Genomic DNA, 16,818 nt, shown 5'->3' with positions numbered 1-16,818 from the left:
GTCAGCCTGCCAGGAAGTCGGCGCGGGCGAGCACGCCGGTGTCGGCGTTGTCGGTGAAGACGCCGTCGATGCCGGTCGCGAAGTACGCCTTGAAGGCGCCGAAGACGTCGCCGTAGGCGTCGGCGGCAGCGCCCTTGCGGTACTCGGCCGGCAGGAAGGGGTTCTCGTTGCGCATGGTGTACGGGTGCAGGACCAGCCCGACCCGGTGCGCGTCGGAGACCAGTGCGGTCGGCTTCGCCAGGGTGCCGTCCGCCTTCCTCGGGATGACCAGGTCCAGGGTCGGGCCGATGCCCTGGGCGTAGCCGGCGATCTCGCGCAGGCCCTGGGGGGTGATCAGGTCGGCGACCGTGCGCGGGTCGTTCGCCGCGACGAAGTCGTAGGGGCGGCTGTTCGCCGAGGAGAGCAGGACGACGAGCGGGTTGTCGACCAGCCGGTTCAGCCGCTGGATGGACGTGGGTTCGAAGGACTGGAGGATGACGGGTGAGTTGCGGCCGTCCTTGCGGTGCTTGCGCAGCAGCTTCGCGACCCGCTCCTCCAGGCCGAGGCCCAGCTCGCGGAAGTAGGTGGGGTGCTTGGTCTCCGGGTAGATCCAGACCTGCCGGCCGCGCTTGCGGGTCTGCTCGTCCTGCCAGCGCAGGACCTCCTCGAAGGTCGGGATCTCCCAGCGGCCGTTGTAGAGGGTGTTGTGCGGCCGGTTGGCGGGGATGCGCTCGGTCGCGCGCAGCGTCTTCAGCTCGGCGAGCGTGAAGTCCTCGGTGAACCAGCCGGTGGTCGCGACGCCGTCGAGCACCTTGGTGGTCCTGCGGCCGGCGAACTCCGGGTGGGAGGCGACGTCCGTGGTGCCGCCGATCTCCGGCTCGTGCCGGCAGACCAGGTGACCGTCCTTGGTGGGCACCAGGTCGCCCGCCTCGACCACGTCGGCGCCGAGGTCCAGCGCCAGCTCGTAGGAGCCGAAGGTGTGCTCGGGACGGTAGCCGCTGGCGCCGCGGTGGCCGATGATCGCCGGTACCGGCAGGCCCTTCAGGCCGCGGCCCCCGTGCCCGGCCGCCCTGGCCTCGGCGGCGCCGGGCAGTCCGAGGACCGCTCCGCCCGCCCCGAGCACCGCGGCGCCCAGGAGCGCCCGTCGCCCCGTACCCCGCGTCCGCCCGTCCGCCTGCTCGCTGCTCATGAGCGCCCTCCTGCCGCTTTCACTCCGTCAGTGCGCGCCGATCGTAGGGGCGCACACATGTCCGCAGGGAGGCCCCGGTTCGAACACACGGGTGGTGTCGGGTGTCGGGCGGGCGGCGCGCGGTGCCGGACCGGCCACGCGGCGGCCCGTCGCGCGCGATGTCCGTCACATCGCCGCACGTCTGTTACGCGCCGTCCTGCGCGCACCACCGCAGGTAAACCCGCGTCAACACTTCGTAAGTCATCGGTGAACCGGGCGTCCCCGATGTGCGCGCGGACCGGCGCCGCGAGTAATCTCCTCACCTGCACAGACTCATATCGCCCCCTTGACATCGGAGGACCCGTTGTCCCGCTTCGCGCTCATCAAGGCAGTGCTCGGGCCGATCATGCGCCTGATGTTCCGCCCACAGGTGGAGGGCGCCGAGCGCATCCCGGGAGACGGCCCGGTGATCCTGGCCGGTAATCACCTCACGTTCATCGACTCGATCGTGCTGCCCGTGGTGACGAAGCGCCAGGTCGTCTTCATCGGCAAGGACGAGTACGTCACCGGCAAGGGCTTCAAGGGCCGGCTCATGGCGTGGTTCTTCACCGGCGTCGGCATGGTCCCGGTGGACCGGGACGGGGCGAACGGCGGCGTGGCCGCGCTGATGACCGGGCGCCGGATCCTGGAGGAGGGCCGGGTCTTCGGGATCTACCCCGAGGGCACCCGGTCGCCCGACGGCCGGCTCTACCGGGGCCGCACCGGCATCGCGCGGCTGACGCTGATGACCGGCGCGCCGGTGGTGCCGTTCGCCATGATCGGCACGGACAAGCTCCAGCCGGGCGGCCGGGGCATCCCGCGGCCCGGCCGGGTCACCGTCCGGTTCGGCGAGGCCATGGAGTTCTCCCGGTACGACGGCATGGACCGGGACCGGTACGTGCTGCGGGCGGTGACCGACTCCGTCATGACGGAGGTCATGCGCCTGTCGGGGCAGGAGTACGTGGACATGTACGCCACCAAGGCAAAGGTCGCCTGACGCCGCCGACCGGCGGGCGCGGCACGGCCGTCCGTCCGCCTGCCGGTGGAATCTGCCGCCGACACATCGGGCATTCGGCCGTATGAAACAGCCATATGACCCCACAACATGTCTGATTCAGACATGTACAAACCTTCTCGGCGTACTCTGCTCCGTACCCCGATCGCCGCCGCCGGCGCGGGACTCCTGGCAGCCTGCACCAGCTTCGACTCCGGGCCCAGCTCCGGACCCGAACACCTGGGCGACGGGGAGAAGTTCGTCCCGGCCGGACCCAAGGGGTACGTCAACCCGTCGGATCCGGAGGTCCTCGCCGCCGAGCGGAAGCGCGGAGCCGGCCGCGTACGCACCTTCAGATTCACCGCCGACGAAGCCAAGCTGGACCTGGGCGGGCGGTCGGTCCGCACCTGGGCCTACAACGACGCGGTGCCGGGCCCGCTGGTGCGGGTCACCGCAGGTGACGTGCTCGACCTCACGCTCGACAACCGGCTGCCCGTCACCACCACGCTGCACTCCCACGGGGTACGGCTGCGCTGCGACATGGACGGCGTGCCGGACCTGACCCAGCGCGCCATCCCCTCCGGGCACGACTTCCGCTACCGCTTCACCGTCGCGCACCCCGGGACGTACCTGCTCCACTCCCACGTCGGGATGCAGCCCGACCGCGCCCTGCACGCCGCGCTCGTCGTCGAGGACCCCAAGGAACCCCTCTCCTACGACAAGGAGTGGGTGGTGGTGCTGGACGACTGGCTGGACGGCATCGACGGCTCCACCCCCGACGACGTGCTGAACCAGCTCAAGCCCGGCGGCGCCATGGACATGGGCGGTATGGCCATGGGTCCCGGCCCCACCGCGGGGAGCACGCACCCGTCCCACGCCGCGAAGCCGTCCGGCCCCGACCGGGTCCTGCACAAGTCCTACAGCCGCATGCTGCACAGCGAGGGCGGCAGCGTCGCCTACCCGTACTACCTGGTGAACGGGCGGCTGCCGGACCACCCCTCGGTGTTCCGCTGCCGTCGGGGCGACCGCGTGCGGCTGCGCCTCATCAACGCCGGGTCGGAGACCGCCTTCCGGATCGCGCTCGGCGGCCACAAGATGACCGTCACGCACACCGACGGCTACCCCGTGAAGCACAAGGAGACCGACTCCCTCCTCATCGGCATGGCGGAACGCTACGACGTCCTGATCACCGCCAAGGACGGCGTCTTCCCCCTCGTCGCGGTGCCCGAGGGCAAGCAGGGCCGGGCGCTCGCCGTACTGCGCACCGACAAGAAGACCGGCGGGAGCCTCCCCCGGCCCGACGTGCACCCCGTCGAACTCGACCGGGAGACCGTCCCCGCGCGCCGGCTGCTGCCGGCCGACTCCGTCGCCCTGCGCGAGCGCCACCCCGACCGCGAGCTGCGCATCAGGATCACCGGCGGCATGGAGAACTTCGACTGGGGGTTCGACCACAAGACCTACTCCGTGCAGGAGCGCCATCCCGTCCGCGCCGGTGAGCGGGTGCGGCTCACCCTCATCAACGCCACCGCCATGTGGCACCCGATGCACCTGCACGGGCACACCTTCGCGGTGACCGGACTGGACTCGGTGGGAGCGCGCAAGGACACGGCGATCGTGCTCCCGCACCGCAAACTGGTGCTCGACTTCGACGCCGACAACCCGGGGCTGTGGATGCTGCACTGCCACAACCAGTACCACTCGGAGAGCGGCATGATGACGGTGCTCGGCTACAAGAGGTGACCTCCGGGGCGGGCCGCCCCGTGGTGGCCGCGGGTGCGCGGTGGTCCTCCGCGCACCCGAGGCGGACCGCACGGCCGCGCTCCCGGGGCCGCCCGGCCGTCCGCCGGCGGCCTCAGCCGGCGCTCTCCAGCCGCTGGTCCTTCAGCAGGACCCAGGCCACCGCCGCGGCGGCCAGGAGGACCACCGCGCCTCCCGCGGAGGCCAGGTGCAGGCCGTGCACGAAGGAGTCGCGGGCCGCGTCGAGCAGCGCCTCCGCCCGGTGCGGGGGCATCCGCCCCGCGCTCTCCACCGCCGCGCCGAGCGACTCGTGGGCCGCGGCCGGGGTGCCGGGCGGCCCGGCGAAGCCGCGGTAGACCCCGGTCACGACCGAGCCCAGCAGGGCGATGCCGAGGGCCGCGCCCAGTTCGTACGCCGTCTCGGAGACCGCCGAGGCCGCGCCCGCCTGGTCCTTCGGGACGCTGGAGAGGATGACGTCGGCCGTCACCGTGAAGGAGAAGCCCGCGCCGACGCCCACGACCAGCAGGGCCGCGCCGAGGACGGGGTAGCTCGTGGACCGGCCGAGCGTCGTCAGCACGGCCAGGGCGACACCGACCGCGGCCAGGCCGCCGCAGACCACCGCGCGGACCGAGAAGCGCCGGGCGGCCCGGCCCGCGACCAGACCCGCCGCCACCGCACCGACCGCCGCCGGGAGTTCGGCCAGACCGGCCTCGAACGGGCGCCGGTCCTGGACGAGTTGCAGGTACTGAGAGAGGAAGAACACCAGGCCGGACATGCCGAGGACGGTCAGCAGGTCGGCGAGGACCGCGCCGCTGAAGCCGCGGCGCCGGAACAGGCGCATGTCCAGCAGCGGGACCGGCAGGGTGAGCTGGCGGTGGACGAAGCCGTACAGGGCCGCCGCGCCCAGCAGGCCGGTGCCGAGGGCCGTCCCCGTGACGCCGTGGGTGGCCGCCTCCTTGACGGCGTAGACCAGGGCGATCATGCCGACCAGCGACAGCAGGACGCCCACCAGGTCCCACGGGCCGGGGTGCGGGTTGCGGGACTCGGGCAGGGTGCGGATGCCGACCAGGACCAGGACCGCCATCACGGGCAGGTTGATCAGGAAGACCGAGCCCCACCAGAAGTGTTCGAGGAGGAATCCGCCCGCGATCGGGCCGACGGCCGTGCCGGCGGAGGCGGTGGCGCCCCAGATGCCGACGGCCAGGCTGCGTTCGCGCGGGTCGTGGAAGATGTTGCGGATCAGCGCCAGGGTCGCGGGCATCAGGGTCGCGCCCGCGACGCCGAGCAGCGCCCGGGCGAGGATCATCAGCTCGGGTGTCGTCGCGTAGGCGTTGAGCACGGACAGCGCGCCGAACGCGGTGGCGCCGGTCAGCAGGATCCGCTTGCGGCCGATGCGGTCGCCGAGGCTGCCCATGGAGACCAGGAGGCCGGCGATGACGAACGAGTAGACGTCGCCGATCCACAGCAACTGGGTGCCGGAGGGGTCGAGGTCCTCACTGATGTAGGGGGTCGCCAGGCCGAGGACGGTGGCGTCGACGGCCACCAGCAGCACGGCCAGGACGAGGACGGAGAGCGCGAGCCAGCGGCCCGGGCGCTGCACCGCCCCGGCCGCGGACGCCGGCTGCAGGGTGCTGGTCATGGTTCCTCTCTTCGGCACGCGTCTGCGTGGTCACGTGTGCGGGTCACGCGGTGGTGCGCCGGACGCCGCCGAGCAGCAGTCCGACGATCATGTGGGTGAAGTCGTTGGCGGCCACCCGGCCCTCGCTCACGGCCCAGGCGCCCGAGGCCAGCAGCCCGAACAGCGCCTCGGTGAGCCAGGCCGGGGTGAGGTCGATCCGGAACTCGCCGGTCTCCTGGCCGCGCCGGAACAGGTCCGTGAGGCGTTCGTCGATGCGGGCCCAGCCCTGGTTCTGCTCCTCGCCCTCGAACAACTGGTTCTCGGTGTAGAGGAAGGCGAGCAGTCCGGCGGCGGGCTCGACCGCTTGGACGAGGCGGTGCACGGCCTCGCCCGCGGGGCCCTCGTCCAGCCGGGCCGCGGCCAGCGCCGCCTCGCACTCGGCGATGCCGAGCGCCTCCAGGGCGCGCACGAGCGCGTCGCGGCCGGCGAAGTGGCGGTGCAGCGTGGCCCGGCTGATCCCGGCGGCCTTGGCGACCTCGTCCATGGTCGCGGTGGACTTGCGGGTCAGCAGGGCGGCCGCGCTGCGCAGCACCTGGTCGCGATCGAGAGCCATGAGACAAGGATAGCCCATGTGAGACAGAGGCGTCTCACTCTGGGCATGAATGACTCATCAGCGCTGGTCGGCGCGGTGTCGGGTCAGTGCCAGGGGAGCTGCCCGCGCCGCTCCCAGTACGCGCCCGGCTCCTCCTTCAGCGTGGCGAGGCGGGTCAGCTGGTCCACGTCGAGGTCGACGGCGGGGGCGTGCAGGTTGGACAGGAGCTGCGGGACGGTCGCGGCGCCGGAGAGGACCACCCCGGCCCACGGCCGGTGCAGGATCCAGGCGAGGGCGACCGCGTCGCAGTCGAGCGAGGTCTCCGCGGCCACCGCCCGCAGCATCTCCGGGGCGTGCGGTCCGGCGAGCCGGCCGTTCGCCATGCCCTCCTTGACGATCACGGTGAGCCCGGCGTCGTGCGCCTCGGCGAGGGCGGGTCCGGCCGAGCCCTCCAGGAGGTTGTACGTCGACTGGACGGTGCGGAAGAGGGGCGCGCCGTCGACCGTGACGGCGAGGGCGGCGCGGATCGCGTCGGCCTGGGCCGGGCCGCTGGTGGAGAAGCCGACGGTCAGGCCGCCGGCGGCGGCTTCGGCCAGCCTGGCGTGCAGGTCCTTGTCGGTGAGGGCCGGGCTGTCCGGGGTCACCGAGTGGATCTGGTAGAGGTCCAGGTGGTCGCCGAGCAGCGCGGCGGTCTCGGCGCGCTGCCGGTCGTACGTGGCGAGGCCGTGGTCCTTGACCTCGTGCGTCCCGGCGTCCGCGGACCAGTCGGCGGTGTAGGTGTAGCCCCACTTGCTGCCGACCACGATGTCGCCGGCCTCGGGGTGGGCGTCCAGCCAGCCGGCCAGGAACTCCTCGGACCGGCCGTAGGAGCGGGCGACGTCGACGTAGCGGACGCCCTGGGCGTAGGCGGCGTCGAGGAGTTCGTGCGTCCGCGCGCGCAGGGCCTCGACCGTGCGCTCCCCGGGCAGGTCGTCCTCCCGGCCGAGGTTGATGTAGCCGGGGCGGCCGACGGCGGCGAGACCCAGTCCGATGTGGCAGGTGGGGGTGGTCGCTGTGGCCAGTCGCGCGAAGGGCATCGCGGGCTCCGTTCGGTCGGGCTCCGGTACGGCTCCCGACCAACCTAACCCCTGCCGGCCCCCGCTCCCGGCGGCGCCGCGAGGGGCGCGGCGGGGACGGGCCGGGGCGGCCGGCCGCGTCCCCGGGCCCCGTGCCGGGGCCCCGCCGCGCTCAGCCCTTCTTCTTCGCGCCGGCCCACCGGTGCTGCGCCGCCACGTCCGCCTTCACCTCGGCGAGCTGCACGGCCACCGCGCTCGGGGCGGTACCGCCGCGGCCGTTGCGGGAGGCCAGGGCGCCGGGGACGTTGAGGACCGTGCGCACCTCCGGGGTGAGGTGCGCGGAGATCTTGGCGAACTGCTCGTCCGTCAGGTCGTCCAGCTCCTTGCCCTCGGCCTCGGCGGCCTTGACGCACTCCCCCGCGACCTCGTGGGCCACGCGGAAGGGCACGCCCTGGCGGACCAGCCACTCGGCGATGTCGGTGGCGAGCGAGAAGCCGGCCGGGGCCAGCTCCTCCATGCGCTCGCGGTGGACGGTGAGGGTGGCGATCATGCCGGTGAAGGCGGGGAGCAGGATCTCCAGCTGGTCGCAGGAGTCGAAGACCGGCTCCTTGTCCTCCTGGAGGTCGCGGTTGTAGGCGAGGGGCAGGGCCTTGAGGGTGGCCATGAGGCCGGTGAGGTTGCCGATCAGGCGGCCGGACTTGCCCCGGGCCAGCTCGGCGATGTCCGGGTTCTTCTTCTGCGGCATGATCGACGAGCCGGTGGAGAACGCGTCGTGGAGGGTGACGAAGGAGAACTCCTTCGTGTTCCACAGGATGATCTCCTCGGCGATCCGGGAGAGGTTCACGCCGGTCATCGCGGTGATGAAGGCGAACTCGGCGACGAAGTCGCGGGAGGCGGTGCCGTCGATGGAGTTGGCGGCGCTGCCGTGCTCGAAGCCGAGGTCCGCGGCGACCGCCTCCGGGTCCAGGCCCAGGGAGGAGCCGGCCAGCGCCCCGGAGCCGTACGGCGAGACGGCCGTCCGCTCGTCCCACTGGCGCAGCCGCTCGGCGTCCCGGGACAGCGCCTGGACGTGCGCCAGGACGTGGTGGGCGAAGAGCACCGGCTGGGCGTGCTGGAGGTGGGTGCGGCCGGGCATCGCGACGTCCGGGTGCGCCTCGGCGAGGCCGACCAGGGCGTCCTGGAGGTCGGCGAGCAGGCCGCCGATGGTCCGGGCGTGGTCCCGGAGGTACATCCGGAAGAGGGTGGCCACCTGGTCGTTCCGCGACCGGCCGGCGCGGAGCTTGCCGCCCAGCTCGGGGCCGAGGCGCTCCAGCAGGCCGCGCTCCAGGGCGGTGTGCACGTCCTCGTCGGCGATGGTGCCCACGAAGGTGCCGGCGGCGACGTCCGCCTCCAGCCGGTCGAGCCCGGCGGTCATCCGCGCCAGCTCGTCCTCGGTGAGGAGCCCCGCCTTGTGCAGCACGCGCGCGTGGGCGCGTGAGCCGGCGATGTCGTAGGGCGCGAGCCGCCAGTCGAAGTGGACGGAGGCGGACAGCTTCGCCAGGGCCTCGGCGGGACCGTCGGCGAAACGGCCGCCCCAGAGCCGTACGTCACCGCTGTTGCTGCTCACTTGCGTTGCTCCTCGGAGATGTCGTCGTGTCACGGGGTCCGTGTGTGCGACCGCCTCCCCACCCTTGCAGGCGGGGAGGCGGCTGTCAGGCTGATGCCGTGGGGTGACCCGGGAGGCTCACGCCAGGTCCCGCTTGGCGGCGATCTTCGACGACAGGCTGTAGATGTCGATGAAGCCCTTGGCCGCGGCCTGGTCGAAGGTGTCGCCGGTGTCGTAGGTGGCCAGGTTGAAGTCGTACAGGGACGACTCCGAGCGCCGGCCGGTGACGACCGCGCGGCCGCCGTGCAGGGTCATCCGGACGTCGCCGGAGACGTGCTGGTTGGCCTCGTCGATGAAGCCGTCCAGGGCGCGCTTGAGCGGGGAGAACCACTGGCCGTCGTAGACCAGCTCGCCCCAGCGCTGCTCGACCTGCCGCTTGTAGCGGGCCAGCTCGCGCTCGACGGTGACGTTCTCCAGCTCCTGGTGGGCGGTGATCAGCGCGATCGCGCCCGGGGCCTCGTAGACCTCGCGGGACTTGATGCCGACGAGGCGGTCCTCGACCATGTCGATCCGGCCGATGCCCTGGGCGCCGGCGCGCTCGTTGAGCTGCTGGATGGCCTGCAGGACGCTGACGGGCCGGCCGTCGAGGGCGACCGGGACGCCCTCCTTGAAGGTGATGACGACCTCGTCGGCCTCGCGCGGGACGGCCGGGTTGGAGGTGTACTCGTAGATGTCCTCGATCGGGGCGTTCCAGATGTCCTCCAGGAAGCCCGTCTCGACCGCGCGTCCGAAGACGTTCTGGTCGATGGAGTACGGGGACTTCTTGGTGGTGGCGATCGGGAGCTGCTTGGCCTCGCAGAAGGCGATCGCCTTGTCGCGGGTCATCGCGTAGTCGCGGACCGGGGCGATGCACTTCAGGTCGGGGGCGAGGGCGACGATGCCGGCCTCGAAGCGGACCTGGTCGTTGCCCTTGCCGGTGCAGCCGTGGGCGACCGTGGTGGCGCCGTGCTTCTTGGCGGCGGCGACGAGGTGCTTGACGATCGTCGGCCGGGAGAGGGCGGAGACCAGCGGGTAGCGGTCCATGTACAGGGCGTTGGCCTTGATCGCCGGGAGACAGTACTCGTCGGCGAACTCGTCCTTGGCGTCGGCGACCTCGGCCTCGACGGCGCCGCACGCGAGGGCGCGCTTGCGGATGACGTCCAGGTCCTCGCCGCCCTGGCCGACGTCGACCGCAACGGCGATGACCTCGGCGCCCGTCTCCTCGGCGATCCAGCCGATGGCGACGGAGGTGTCCAGACCGCCTGAGTAGGCGAGTACGACGCGCTCGGTCACGGGTTTCTCCTCACAGTGCATTCGCTGACATGCATGAGTATGCAGAACTCCGCATGATTCGTCAATCGCTCGCACGGGTGACACGGGCCCGGGGTGTCCAGGGGATGGAACTATTTAGACAGTCGAACGACTCCCGTCGATAATCGCCAGGCATGGGAAAGACCTACGAGCGCATCGACGGCAGACTCCGCGCCTTCATCGAGGAGCAGCCGGTCTTCTTCACCGCGACCGCCCCGCTCGCCGGCGACGGCACGGTCAACCTCTCCCCCAAGGGCCTGCGGGGCTCCTTCGCCGTGCTCGACGAGCACACCGTGGCCTACCTGGACTTCGCCGGGTCCAACGCCGAGACCATCGCCCACCTGCGGGAGAACGGGCGGATCACGCTGATGTGGTGCGCCTTCCAGGGCCCGCCGAACATCGTGCGCGTGCACGGCCGGGGCGAACCGGTCTTCCGCGACGACCCGCGCTTCCCGGAGCTGCTCGCCCGCTTCCCGGACATCGACCCGCGGGCGCACGGCCTGCGGGCGGTCATCGTGGTCCACGCCGGGCTGGTCCGGGACACCTGCGGGTACGCCGTCCCCTTCATGGCCTACGAGGAGGACCGCGACCTGCATGGCAAGCGGTTCGCCCGCGAGGACGACGCCTCGCTGGACGCGTACTTCACCAGGAAGGAGCACGTCGCGACGAGCCTGGACGGACTGCCCGGACTGCCGTTGCCGCTGCCGCCCTCTACCGTCTGAGCCATGCGCCCCGGTGCCGTCCTCGTCCTGGTCCCCGCCTGCGCCCTCGCCCTGTCCGGCGCCGCGCCCGCTCCCGGCGGCCGGGAGCCGCTGCCGGCGGCGATGGCGGACACGGGCGGCGGCCGCCAGCTCGTCCTCGCCCTGGCCCCGGACACCGGCTCCACCACGGGCACGGTCAGCTGGTGGGACCTGCGGGACGGGACCTGGACCCGGGCCGGCTCCGCACCGGCCCGCTTCGGCTCCAGGGGGCTGGTGGACGGCGGGAAGCGCAAGCAGGGCACGAACACCACCCCGACCGGCCTGTACCGCCTCCCCTTCGCCTTCGGCACCGAGGCGGCACCGGCCGGCACGTCGGTGGGGTACCGGGCCGTCGGGGCCGGTTCCTGGTGGTGCCAGGACAACGACTCGGCCCGCTACAACCGGTGGGCCGACCCGCTGCCCGCCGACTGCCGCGCCACCGAGTCCGAACACCTGGCCTCCTACCCCGCGCAGTACGCCCACGCCCTCGTCGTCGGCTTCAACTACGACCGGCCCGTGCGGGGCCGCGGGGCCGGGATCTTCCTGCACGTCAACGGCAGGGCGGCGACGGCGGGTTGCGTGTCGGTGCCGGAGGACGCGATGCGCCGCATCCTCACCTGGACGGACCCGAGGGCCCGCCCCCACATCGCGATCGGCACGCAGAGCGGAAAGACCGCGCTCCACCGCTACTGAGCACGCTCTTGCGACTCCGTCCCGGGGTCAGCCGGGTCATGGGGCAGCCGGACGGTGAAGGCCGTGGTCCCGGGCGCGCCGTCGAGGCCAGCGCTGCCCCGTGCGCCACCGCCACCGCCACCGCCACCACGATCGACAGGCCCGGGCCCGCTCCGCCGCCGGCGGGAGTCGCTGCCGGGCGCGGAGGGCCCGCTGATCACCGCGGCCGGCGAGGTGCGCCGCACGCGGGGGCCGGCGGCACGGCCGGGGTGACGGGCCGGTCGGCCCCGCCCGCTCGGCGGGTCCGGTGCCGCGTCCTCTCCGGGTGCGGAGCGGGTGCTGTCCGAGCCGTGCCGTATCCGCGCCCGGCGTCCGGGACGGGTGCCCTCCGTCCCGGACGCCGGGCGGGCCTCCTCAGAGCCCGTCAGTGCCCGTTCTGGGCCAGCCGCAGCAGGTGGTCCGCCAGGGCCTGCCCGCCGGTCGGGTTCCGGCTGATCAGCAGCAGCGTGTCGTCACCCGCGATCGTGCCGAGGATGTCCTGCAGCTCCGCCTGGTCGATCGCGGACGCCAGGAACTGCGCGGCGCCCGGAGGGGTCCGCAGGACCACCAGGTTCGCCGACGCCTCGGCGGAGATCAGCAGCTCCTGCGACAGCCGCCGCATCCGCTCCTCCTTCGCCGACTCCCCCAGCGGGGCCCGCGGCGTGCGGAATCCGCCCTCGCTGGGCACCGCGTAGATCAGGTCGCCGTCGTTGTTGCGGATCTTCACCGCGTTCAGCTCGTCGAGATCGCGGCTGAGCGTCGCCTGGGTGACGCTCAGTCCGTCGTCGGCGAGCAGCTTCGCGAGCTGGCTCTGCGACCGCACCGGCTGCCGGTTGAGGATGTCCACGATCCGGCGGTGCCGTGCGGTGCGGGTCTGCGGTACGGCGGGCCCGGCCCCCCCGGCCTGCTCCTGGTCCTGCGCCTCGCTCATCGTCGTCTCATTCTCCGGCTCGTCCGTCCCCGTGGGCTGCGTCGAGGATGCCGGGCAGCGCCCGGAGCAGCGCACTTGCCTCGTCGTCGCGGAGATTGAGCGGCGGCATGAGCCGTACGACGTCGGGGGCGGGCGCGTTCACCAGGAACCCGGCCTCCTGGGCCGCCTGCTGCACCTGCGGCGCACGGGGCCCGGTGAGCACGATACCCAGGAGCAGGCCGGCGCCGCGGACATGATCGATCAACGGGTGGTTCAGCGCCTCGACACCGTCCCGCAACCTCTCGCCCTGCCGCTTGGCGTTGTCCAGCAGGCCCTCGTCCTCGATGGTGCCGAGCACGGCGAGACCGGCGGCGCAGGCGACCGGGTTGCCGCCGAAGGTGGTCGCGTGGTGGCCGGGCGTGAGCAGTTCGGCGGCGCGGCCGAAGGCCACGGTCGCGCCGAGCGGCAGCCCGCCGCCCAACTGCTTGGCGAGGGTGACGACGTCGGGCAGCACACCCTCGTGGGCCTGGTACTCGAACCAGGACCCGGTACGGCCGATGCCGGTCTGCACCTCGTCCAGGACCAGCAGCGCGCCGGTGGCGGCGGTGATCGCGCGGGCCGCCTTGAGGTAGCCGGCCGGGGGCACGATCACGCCGCTCTCGCCCTGGATCGGCTCGACGACCACCATGGCCGTCTCCTCCGTGACCGCCGCGGCCAGGGCCTGGGCGTCGCCGTAGGGGACGTGGGTGACCTCGCCCGGCAGCGGCTGGAAAGGGGCCTGCTTGGCGGGCTGGCCGGTGAGCGCGAGGGCGCCCATCGTGCGGCCGTGGAAGCCGCCGTCGGTGGCGACCATGTGGGTGCGCCCGGTCAGCCGGCCGATCTTGAAGGCGGCTTCGTTGGCCTCCGCGCCGGAGTTGCAGAAGAACACCCGGCCCTCGCGGCCGAAGAGCGCGAGGAGCCGCTCGGCGAGCGCGACGGTGGGCTCGGCCATGAAGAAGTTGGAGATGTGGCCGAGGGAGGCGATCTGGCGGCTCACGGCCTCGACGATCGCGGGGTGGGCGTGGCCGAGCGCGTTGGTGGCGACGCCGCCGACGAAGTCGAGGTACTCCCGGCCCTCGGCGTCCCACACCCTGGTGCCCTCGCCTCGGGCGAGGGGCAGGCGCGGGGTGGCGTAGTTGTTCATGAGGGCGCCGTGCCACCGCTGGGTCAGTTCCTGGTTGCCGGTCACTGTGTGTCCCCCTCGTCCTCGTCGGGCACGACCATCGTGCCGATGCCTTCGTCGGTGAAGATCTCCAGCAGGATCGAGTGCTGGACCCGGCCGTCGATGACCCGGGCGGTCGTCACGCCGTTGCGCACGGCGTGCAGGCAGCCCTCCATCTTCGGCACCATGCCGGAGCTGAGGTCCGGCAGCAGCCTCTCCAGCTGGGAGGCGGTGAGCCGGCTGATCACCTCGTCGGAGTCCGGCCAGTCCTCGTAGAGGCCCTCGACGTCGGTGAGGACCATGAGGGTCTCGGCGCCCAGTGCCGCAGCGAGTGCCGCAGCCGCCGTATCAGCATTGACGTTGTAGACATGTCCGTCGTCCTGACTGCGGGCGATGGAGGAGACGACCGGGATCCGGCCGTCGGCGAGCAGGGCCTCGATCGCGCCCGTGTCGATCGCGGTGATCTCGCCGACCCGTCCGATGTCGACCGGTTCCCCGTCGATCCACGGGGTGTGCCTGGTCGCGGTGATGGTGTGCGCGTCCTCGCCGGTCAGACCGACGGCGAGCGGGCCGTGCTGGTTGAGCAGGCCGACCAGCTCGCGCTGCACCTGGCCGGCGAGCACCATCCGTACGACGTCCATGGCGTCCTCGGTGGTGACGCGCAGGCCCGCCTTGAACTCGCTGACGATGCCGTGCCGGTCGAGGGCGGCGCTGATCTGGGGGCCGCCGCCGTGCACGACGACGGGCTTGAGTCCGGCGTGGCGGAGGAAGACCACGTCCTTGGCGAAGGCGGCCTTCAGGTCCTCGTCGACCATGGCGTTGCCGCCGAACTTGATGACGACGGTCCTGCCGTGGTGCCGGGTCAGCCAGGGCAGCGCCTCGATGAGGATCTGCGCCTTGGGGAGCGCGGTGTGCTTCCGCGTGGGTGTCATGAGGAGTACGCGCTGTTCTCGTGGACGTAGTCGGCGGTGAGGTCGTTGGTCCAGATCGTCGCGGTGCCGGTGCCGGCGGCGAGGTCGGCGACGATGTGCACCTCGCGGTAGCGCATGTCGACCAGTTCGCGGTCCTCGCCGACGGACCCGTTCTTGCAGACCCAGACGCCGTTGATGGCGACGTTGAGCTGGTCGGGTTCGAAGGCGGCCCGCGTGGTGCCGATCGCGGAGAGCACCCGGCCCCAGTTGGGGTCCTCGCCGTGGATGGCGCACTTGAGGAGGTTGTTGCGGGCGATGGAGCGGCCCACCTCGACGGCGTCCTCCTCGCTGGCCGCGTTGATCACCTCGACCTTGATGTCCTTGCTGGCGCCCTCGGCGTCCCGGATCAGCTGCTGCCCGAGGTCGTCGCAGACCTGCCGGACGGCCTCGGCGAACTCGTCGTACTCCGGGGTGACGCCGGAGGCGCCGGAGGAGAGCAGCAGGACGGTGTCGTTGGTGGACATGCAGCCGTCGGAGTCGACGCGGTCGAAGGTGACCGCGGTGGCGGCGCGCAGGGCCCGGTCGAGCACCTCGGCGTCCAGCGCGGCGTCGGTGGTGAGGACGACCAGCATGGTGGCGAGGCCGGGGGCGAGCATGCCGGCGCCCTTGGCCATGCCGCCGACGGTCCAGCCGTCCCCGGTCGCCACGGACGTCTTGTGGACGGTGTCGGTGGTCTTGATGGCGATGGCGGCCTTCTCACCGCCGTGCTCGGAGAGCTGGGCGGCGGCCGTCTCGATGCCCGGGAGCAGCTTGTCCATGGGCAGCAGGACGCCGATGAGCCCGGTGGAGCAGACCGCGATCTCCACGGCGCCGCGGCCGAGCGCCTCGGCCGCCTTCTCGGCGGTGGCGTGGGTGTCCTGGAAGCCCTTGGGGCCGGTGCAGGCGTTGGCGCCGCCGGAGTTGAGGACGACGGCGGAGACCTGGCCGCCCTTGAGGACCTGCTCGGACCAGAGCACGGGCGCGGCCTTCACGCGGTTGGAGGTGAAGACGCCCGCGGCGGCACGGCGGGGCCCGTCGTTGACCACGAGGGCCAGGTCGGGGTTGCCGTTCTCCTTGATCCCGGCGGCGATGCCCGCCGCCGTGAATCCCTTGGCTGCCGTGACGCTCACGGTGCGACTCCGATCGTGGAAAGCCCGGTGGTCTCGTCGAGGCCGAGGGCGATGTTCATGCTCTGGAGGGCGCCGCCCGCGGTGCCCTTGGTCAGGTTGTCGATGGCGCTGATCGCGATGATGCGGCCCACGGCGGCGTCGTACGCGACCTGCACCTGAACGGCGTTGGAACCGTGGACGGACGCCGTGGCCGGCCACCGGTCCGCGGGCAGGAGGTGCACGAACGGCTCGTCGGCGTAGGCCTTCTCGTAGGCGGCGCGGACGGAGTCCGCCGTCACCCCCTCGACGGCGGCGGCACTGCACGTGGCGAGGATGCCGCGGGGCATCGGCGCGAGGGTCGGCGTGAAGGAGACGGAGACCCGCCGGCCCGCCACCGCGCTGAGGTTCTGGATCATCTCGGGGGTGTGCCGGTGCCCGCCGCCGACACCGTACGGCGACATGGAGCCCATGACCTCGCTGCCGAGCAGGTGCGGCTTGGGCGCCTTGCCCGCGCCGGAGGTGCCGGACGCGGCGACGATCACCGCCTCGGGCTCGGCGAGGCCGGCCGCGTAGGCCGGGAACAGGGCGAGGGAGACGGCGGTGGGGTAGCAACCGGGCACCGCGATGCGCCTGGACCCCTCCAGCGCGGCGCGGGCACCCGGAAGTTCGGGGAGGCCGTAGGGCCAGGTGCCGGCGTGCGGGGAGCCGTAGAAGGTCTCCCAGTCGGCCGGGTCCGCGAGCCGGAAGTCGGCGCCCATGTCGATCACGAGGACGTCGGGGCCGAGCCGCTCGGCGACGGCCGCGGACTGGCCGTGCGGCAGCGCGAGGAAGACCACGTCGTGCCCGGCGAGCGCCTCGGGCGTGGTCGCGGCCAGCACGCGGTCGGCCAGCGGCGGCAGGTGCGGCTGGAGCGCGCCGAGCCGCTGGCCGGCGTTGGAGTTTCCGGTCAGGGCGCCGATCTCGGCCTCGGGGTGTGCCAGGAGCAGGCGCAGGAGCTCTCCGCCCGCGTATCCGCTCGCTCCGGCCACCGCCACACGTACTGCCATGTCCACCCTCCTCTAGATGGCATGACTATACGTA

General features: G+C 72.6%; 15 protein-coding genes. 4 read left to right on the top strand and 11 right to left on the bottom strand.

Annotation, left to right across the window (positions count from 1 at the left end; translation table 11 throughout):
• Position 1: 1 nt before the first annotated feature.
• Positions 2–1,168: a glycerophosphodiester phosphodiesterase gene (locus ACZ4K2_RS12500; RefSeq protein ID WP_467473201.1), complete on the bottom strand. Its 1,167-nt coding sequence runs from the start codon at positions 1,166–1,168 to the stop codon at positions 2–4.
• Between the two features lie 343 nt (positions 1,169–1,511).
• Between ACZ4K2_RS12500 and ACZ4K2_RS12495 the strand changes: the two genes are divergently transcribed.
• Together ACZ4K2_RS12495 and ACZ4K2_RS12490 are read left to right on the top strand one after the other, a co-directional pair.
• Positions 1,512–2,183: a lysophospholipid acyltransferase family protein gene (locus ACZ4K2_RS12495; protein ID WP_467473479.1), complete on the top strand. Its 672-nt coding sequence runs from the start codon at positions 1,512–1,514 to the stop codon at positions 2,181–2,183.
• Between the two features lie 123 nt (positions 2,184–2,306).
• Entirely contained in the window at positions 2,307–3,920 is a 1,614-nt protein-coding gene (locus ACZ4K2_RS12490; protein WP_467473199.1) for a multicopper oxidase family protein, read from the top strand.
• Positions 3,921–4,032: 112 nt separating this feature from the next.
• On the opposite strand, the gene ACZ4K2_RS12485 is transcribed toward ACZ4K2_RS12490, so the two are convergent.
• The 5 genes from ACZ4K2_RS12485 to ACZ4K2_RS12465 form a co-directional block, all read right to left on the bottom strand.
• A complete protein-coding gene (locus tag ACZ4K2_RS12485; protein ID WP_467473196.1) occupies positions 4,033–5,556 on the bottom strand; it encodes an MFS transporter in 1,524 nt (507 codons plus the stop codon).
• A gap of 43 nt (positions 5,557–5,599) precedes the next feature.
• Entirely contained in the window at positions 5,600–6,148 is a 549-nt protein-coding gene (locus ACZ4K2_RS12480; protein WP_467473194.1) for a TetR/AcrR family transcriptional regulator, read from the bottom strand.
• 83 nt (positions 6,149–6,231) lie between these two features.
• Positions 6,232–7,203, bottom strand: coding sequence for an aldo/keto reductase (locus ACZ4K2_RS12475; protein ID WP_467473192.1), 972 nt, complete (start codon positions 7,201–7,203; stop codon positions 6,232–6,234).
• A gap of 151 nt (positions 7,204–7,354) precedes the next feature.
• Positions 7,355–8,788 carry an argininosuccinate lyase gene (gene argH / locus ACZ4K2_RS12470; protein ID WP_467473190.1) on the bottom strand — a complete coding sequence of 478 codons (1,434 nt, stop codon included), beginning with the start codon at positions 8,786–8,788 and terminating at the stop codon, positions 7,355–7,357.
• Between the two features lie 117 nt (positions 8,789–8,905).
• On the bottom strand, positions 8,906–10,099 hold the full coding sequence (locus ACZ4K2_RS12465) for an argininosuccinate synthase (protein WP_467473189.1): 1,194 nt from the start codon (positions 10,097–10,099) through the stop codon (positions 8,906–8,908).
• Between the two features lie 152 nt (positions 10,100–10,251).
• Here ACZ4K2_RS12465 and ACZ4K2_RS12460 point away from each other — a divergent pair, with 152 nt between their 5' ends.
• Both ACZ4K2_RS12460 and ACZ4K2_RS12455 read left to right on the top strand, forming a co-directional pair.
• Positions 10,252–10,839: a pyridoxamine 5'-phosphate oxidase family protein gene (locus ACZ4K2_RS12460; protein ID WP_467473187.1), complete on the top strand. Its 588-nt coding sequence runs from the start codon at positions 10,252–10,254 to the stop codon at positions 10,837–10,839.
• Positions 10,840–10,842: 3 nt separating this feature from the next.
• A complete protein-coding gene (locus ACZ4K2_RS12455; protein ID WP_467473185.1) occupies positions 10,843–11,550 on the top strand; it encodes a L,D-transpeptidase family protein in 708 nt (235 codons plus the stop codon).
• Positions 11,551–11,953: 403 nt separating this feature from the next.
• Here ACZ4K2_RS12455 and ACZ4K2_RS12450 read toward each other — a convergent pair whose 3' ends face one another.
• The 5 genes from ACZ4K2_RS12450 to argC are packed head-to-tail and all read right to left on the bottom strand — an operon-like array spanning position 11,954 to position 16,784.
• Entirely contained in the window at positions 11,954–12,499 is a 546-nt protein-coding gene (locus ACZ4K2_RS12450) for an arginine repressor (RefSeq protein ID WP_467473184.1), read from the bottom strand.
• 7 nt (positions 12,500–12,506) lie between these two features.
• Positions 12,507–13,706 (bottom strand): acetylornithine transaminase, encoded by a 1,200-nt coding sequence (locus tag ACZ4K2_RS12445; RefSeq protein ID WP_467473182.1) that lies wholly within the window; start codon positions 13,704–13,706, stop codon positions 12,507–12,509.
• Positions 13,703–14,611, bottom strand: coding sequence for an acetylglutamate kinase (gene argB, locus ACZ4K2_RS12440; protein WP_467473181.1), 909 nt, complete (start codon positions 14,609–14,611; stop codon positions 13,703–13,705). Before argB ends, ACZ4K2_RS12445 begins: the two co-directional genes overlap by 4 nt.
• Positions 14,608–15,759, bottom strand: coding sequence for a bifunctional glutamate N-acetyltransferase/amino-acid acetyltransferase ArgJ (argJ, locus tag ACZ4K2_RS12435; protein WP_467473179.1), 1,152 nt, complete (start codon positions 15,757–15,759; stop codon positions 14,608–14,610). The genes argB and argJ overlap by 4 nt, the downstream gene beginning before the upstream one ends.
• Positions 15,756–16,784 carry an N-acetyl-gamma-glutamyl-phosphate reductase gene (gene argC / locus ACZ4K2_RS12430; RefSeq protein WP_467473177.1) on the bottom strand — a complete coding sequence of 343 codons (1,029 nt, stop codon included), beginning with the start codon at positions 16,782–16,784 and terminating at the stop codon, positions 15,756–15,758. The genes argJ and argC overlap by 4 nt, the downstream gene beginning before the upstream one ends.
• Between the last annotated feature and the right edge of the window lie 34 nt (positions 16,785–16,818).

Source organism: Streptomyces sp. NPDC025833 (assembly GCF_055558055.1).
The sequence above is the reverse complement of the archived record's forward strand: the minus strand, read 5'-3'. Positions and strand labels throughout refer to the sequence as shown.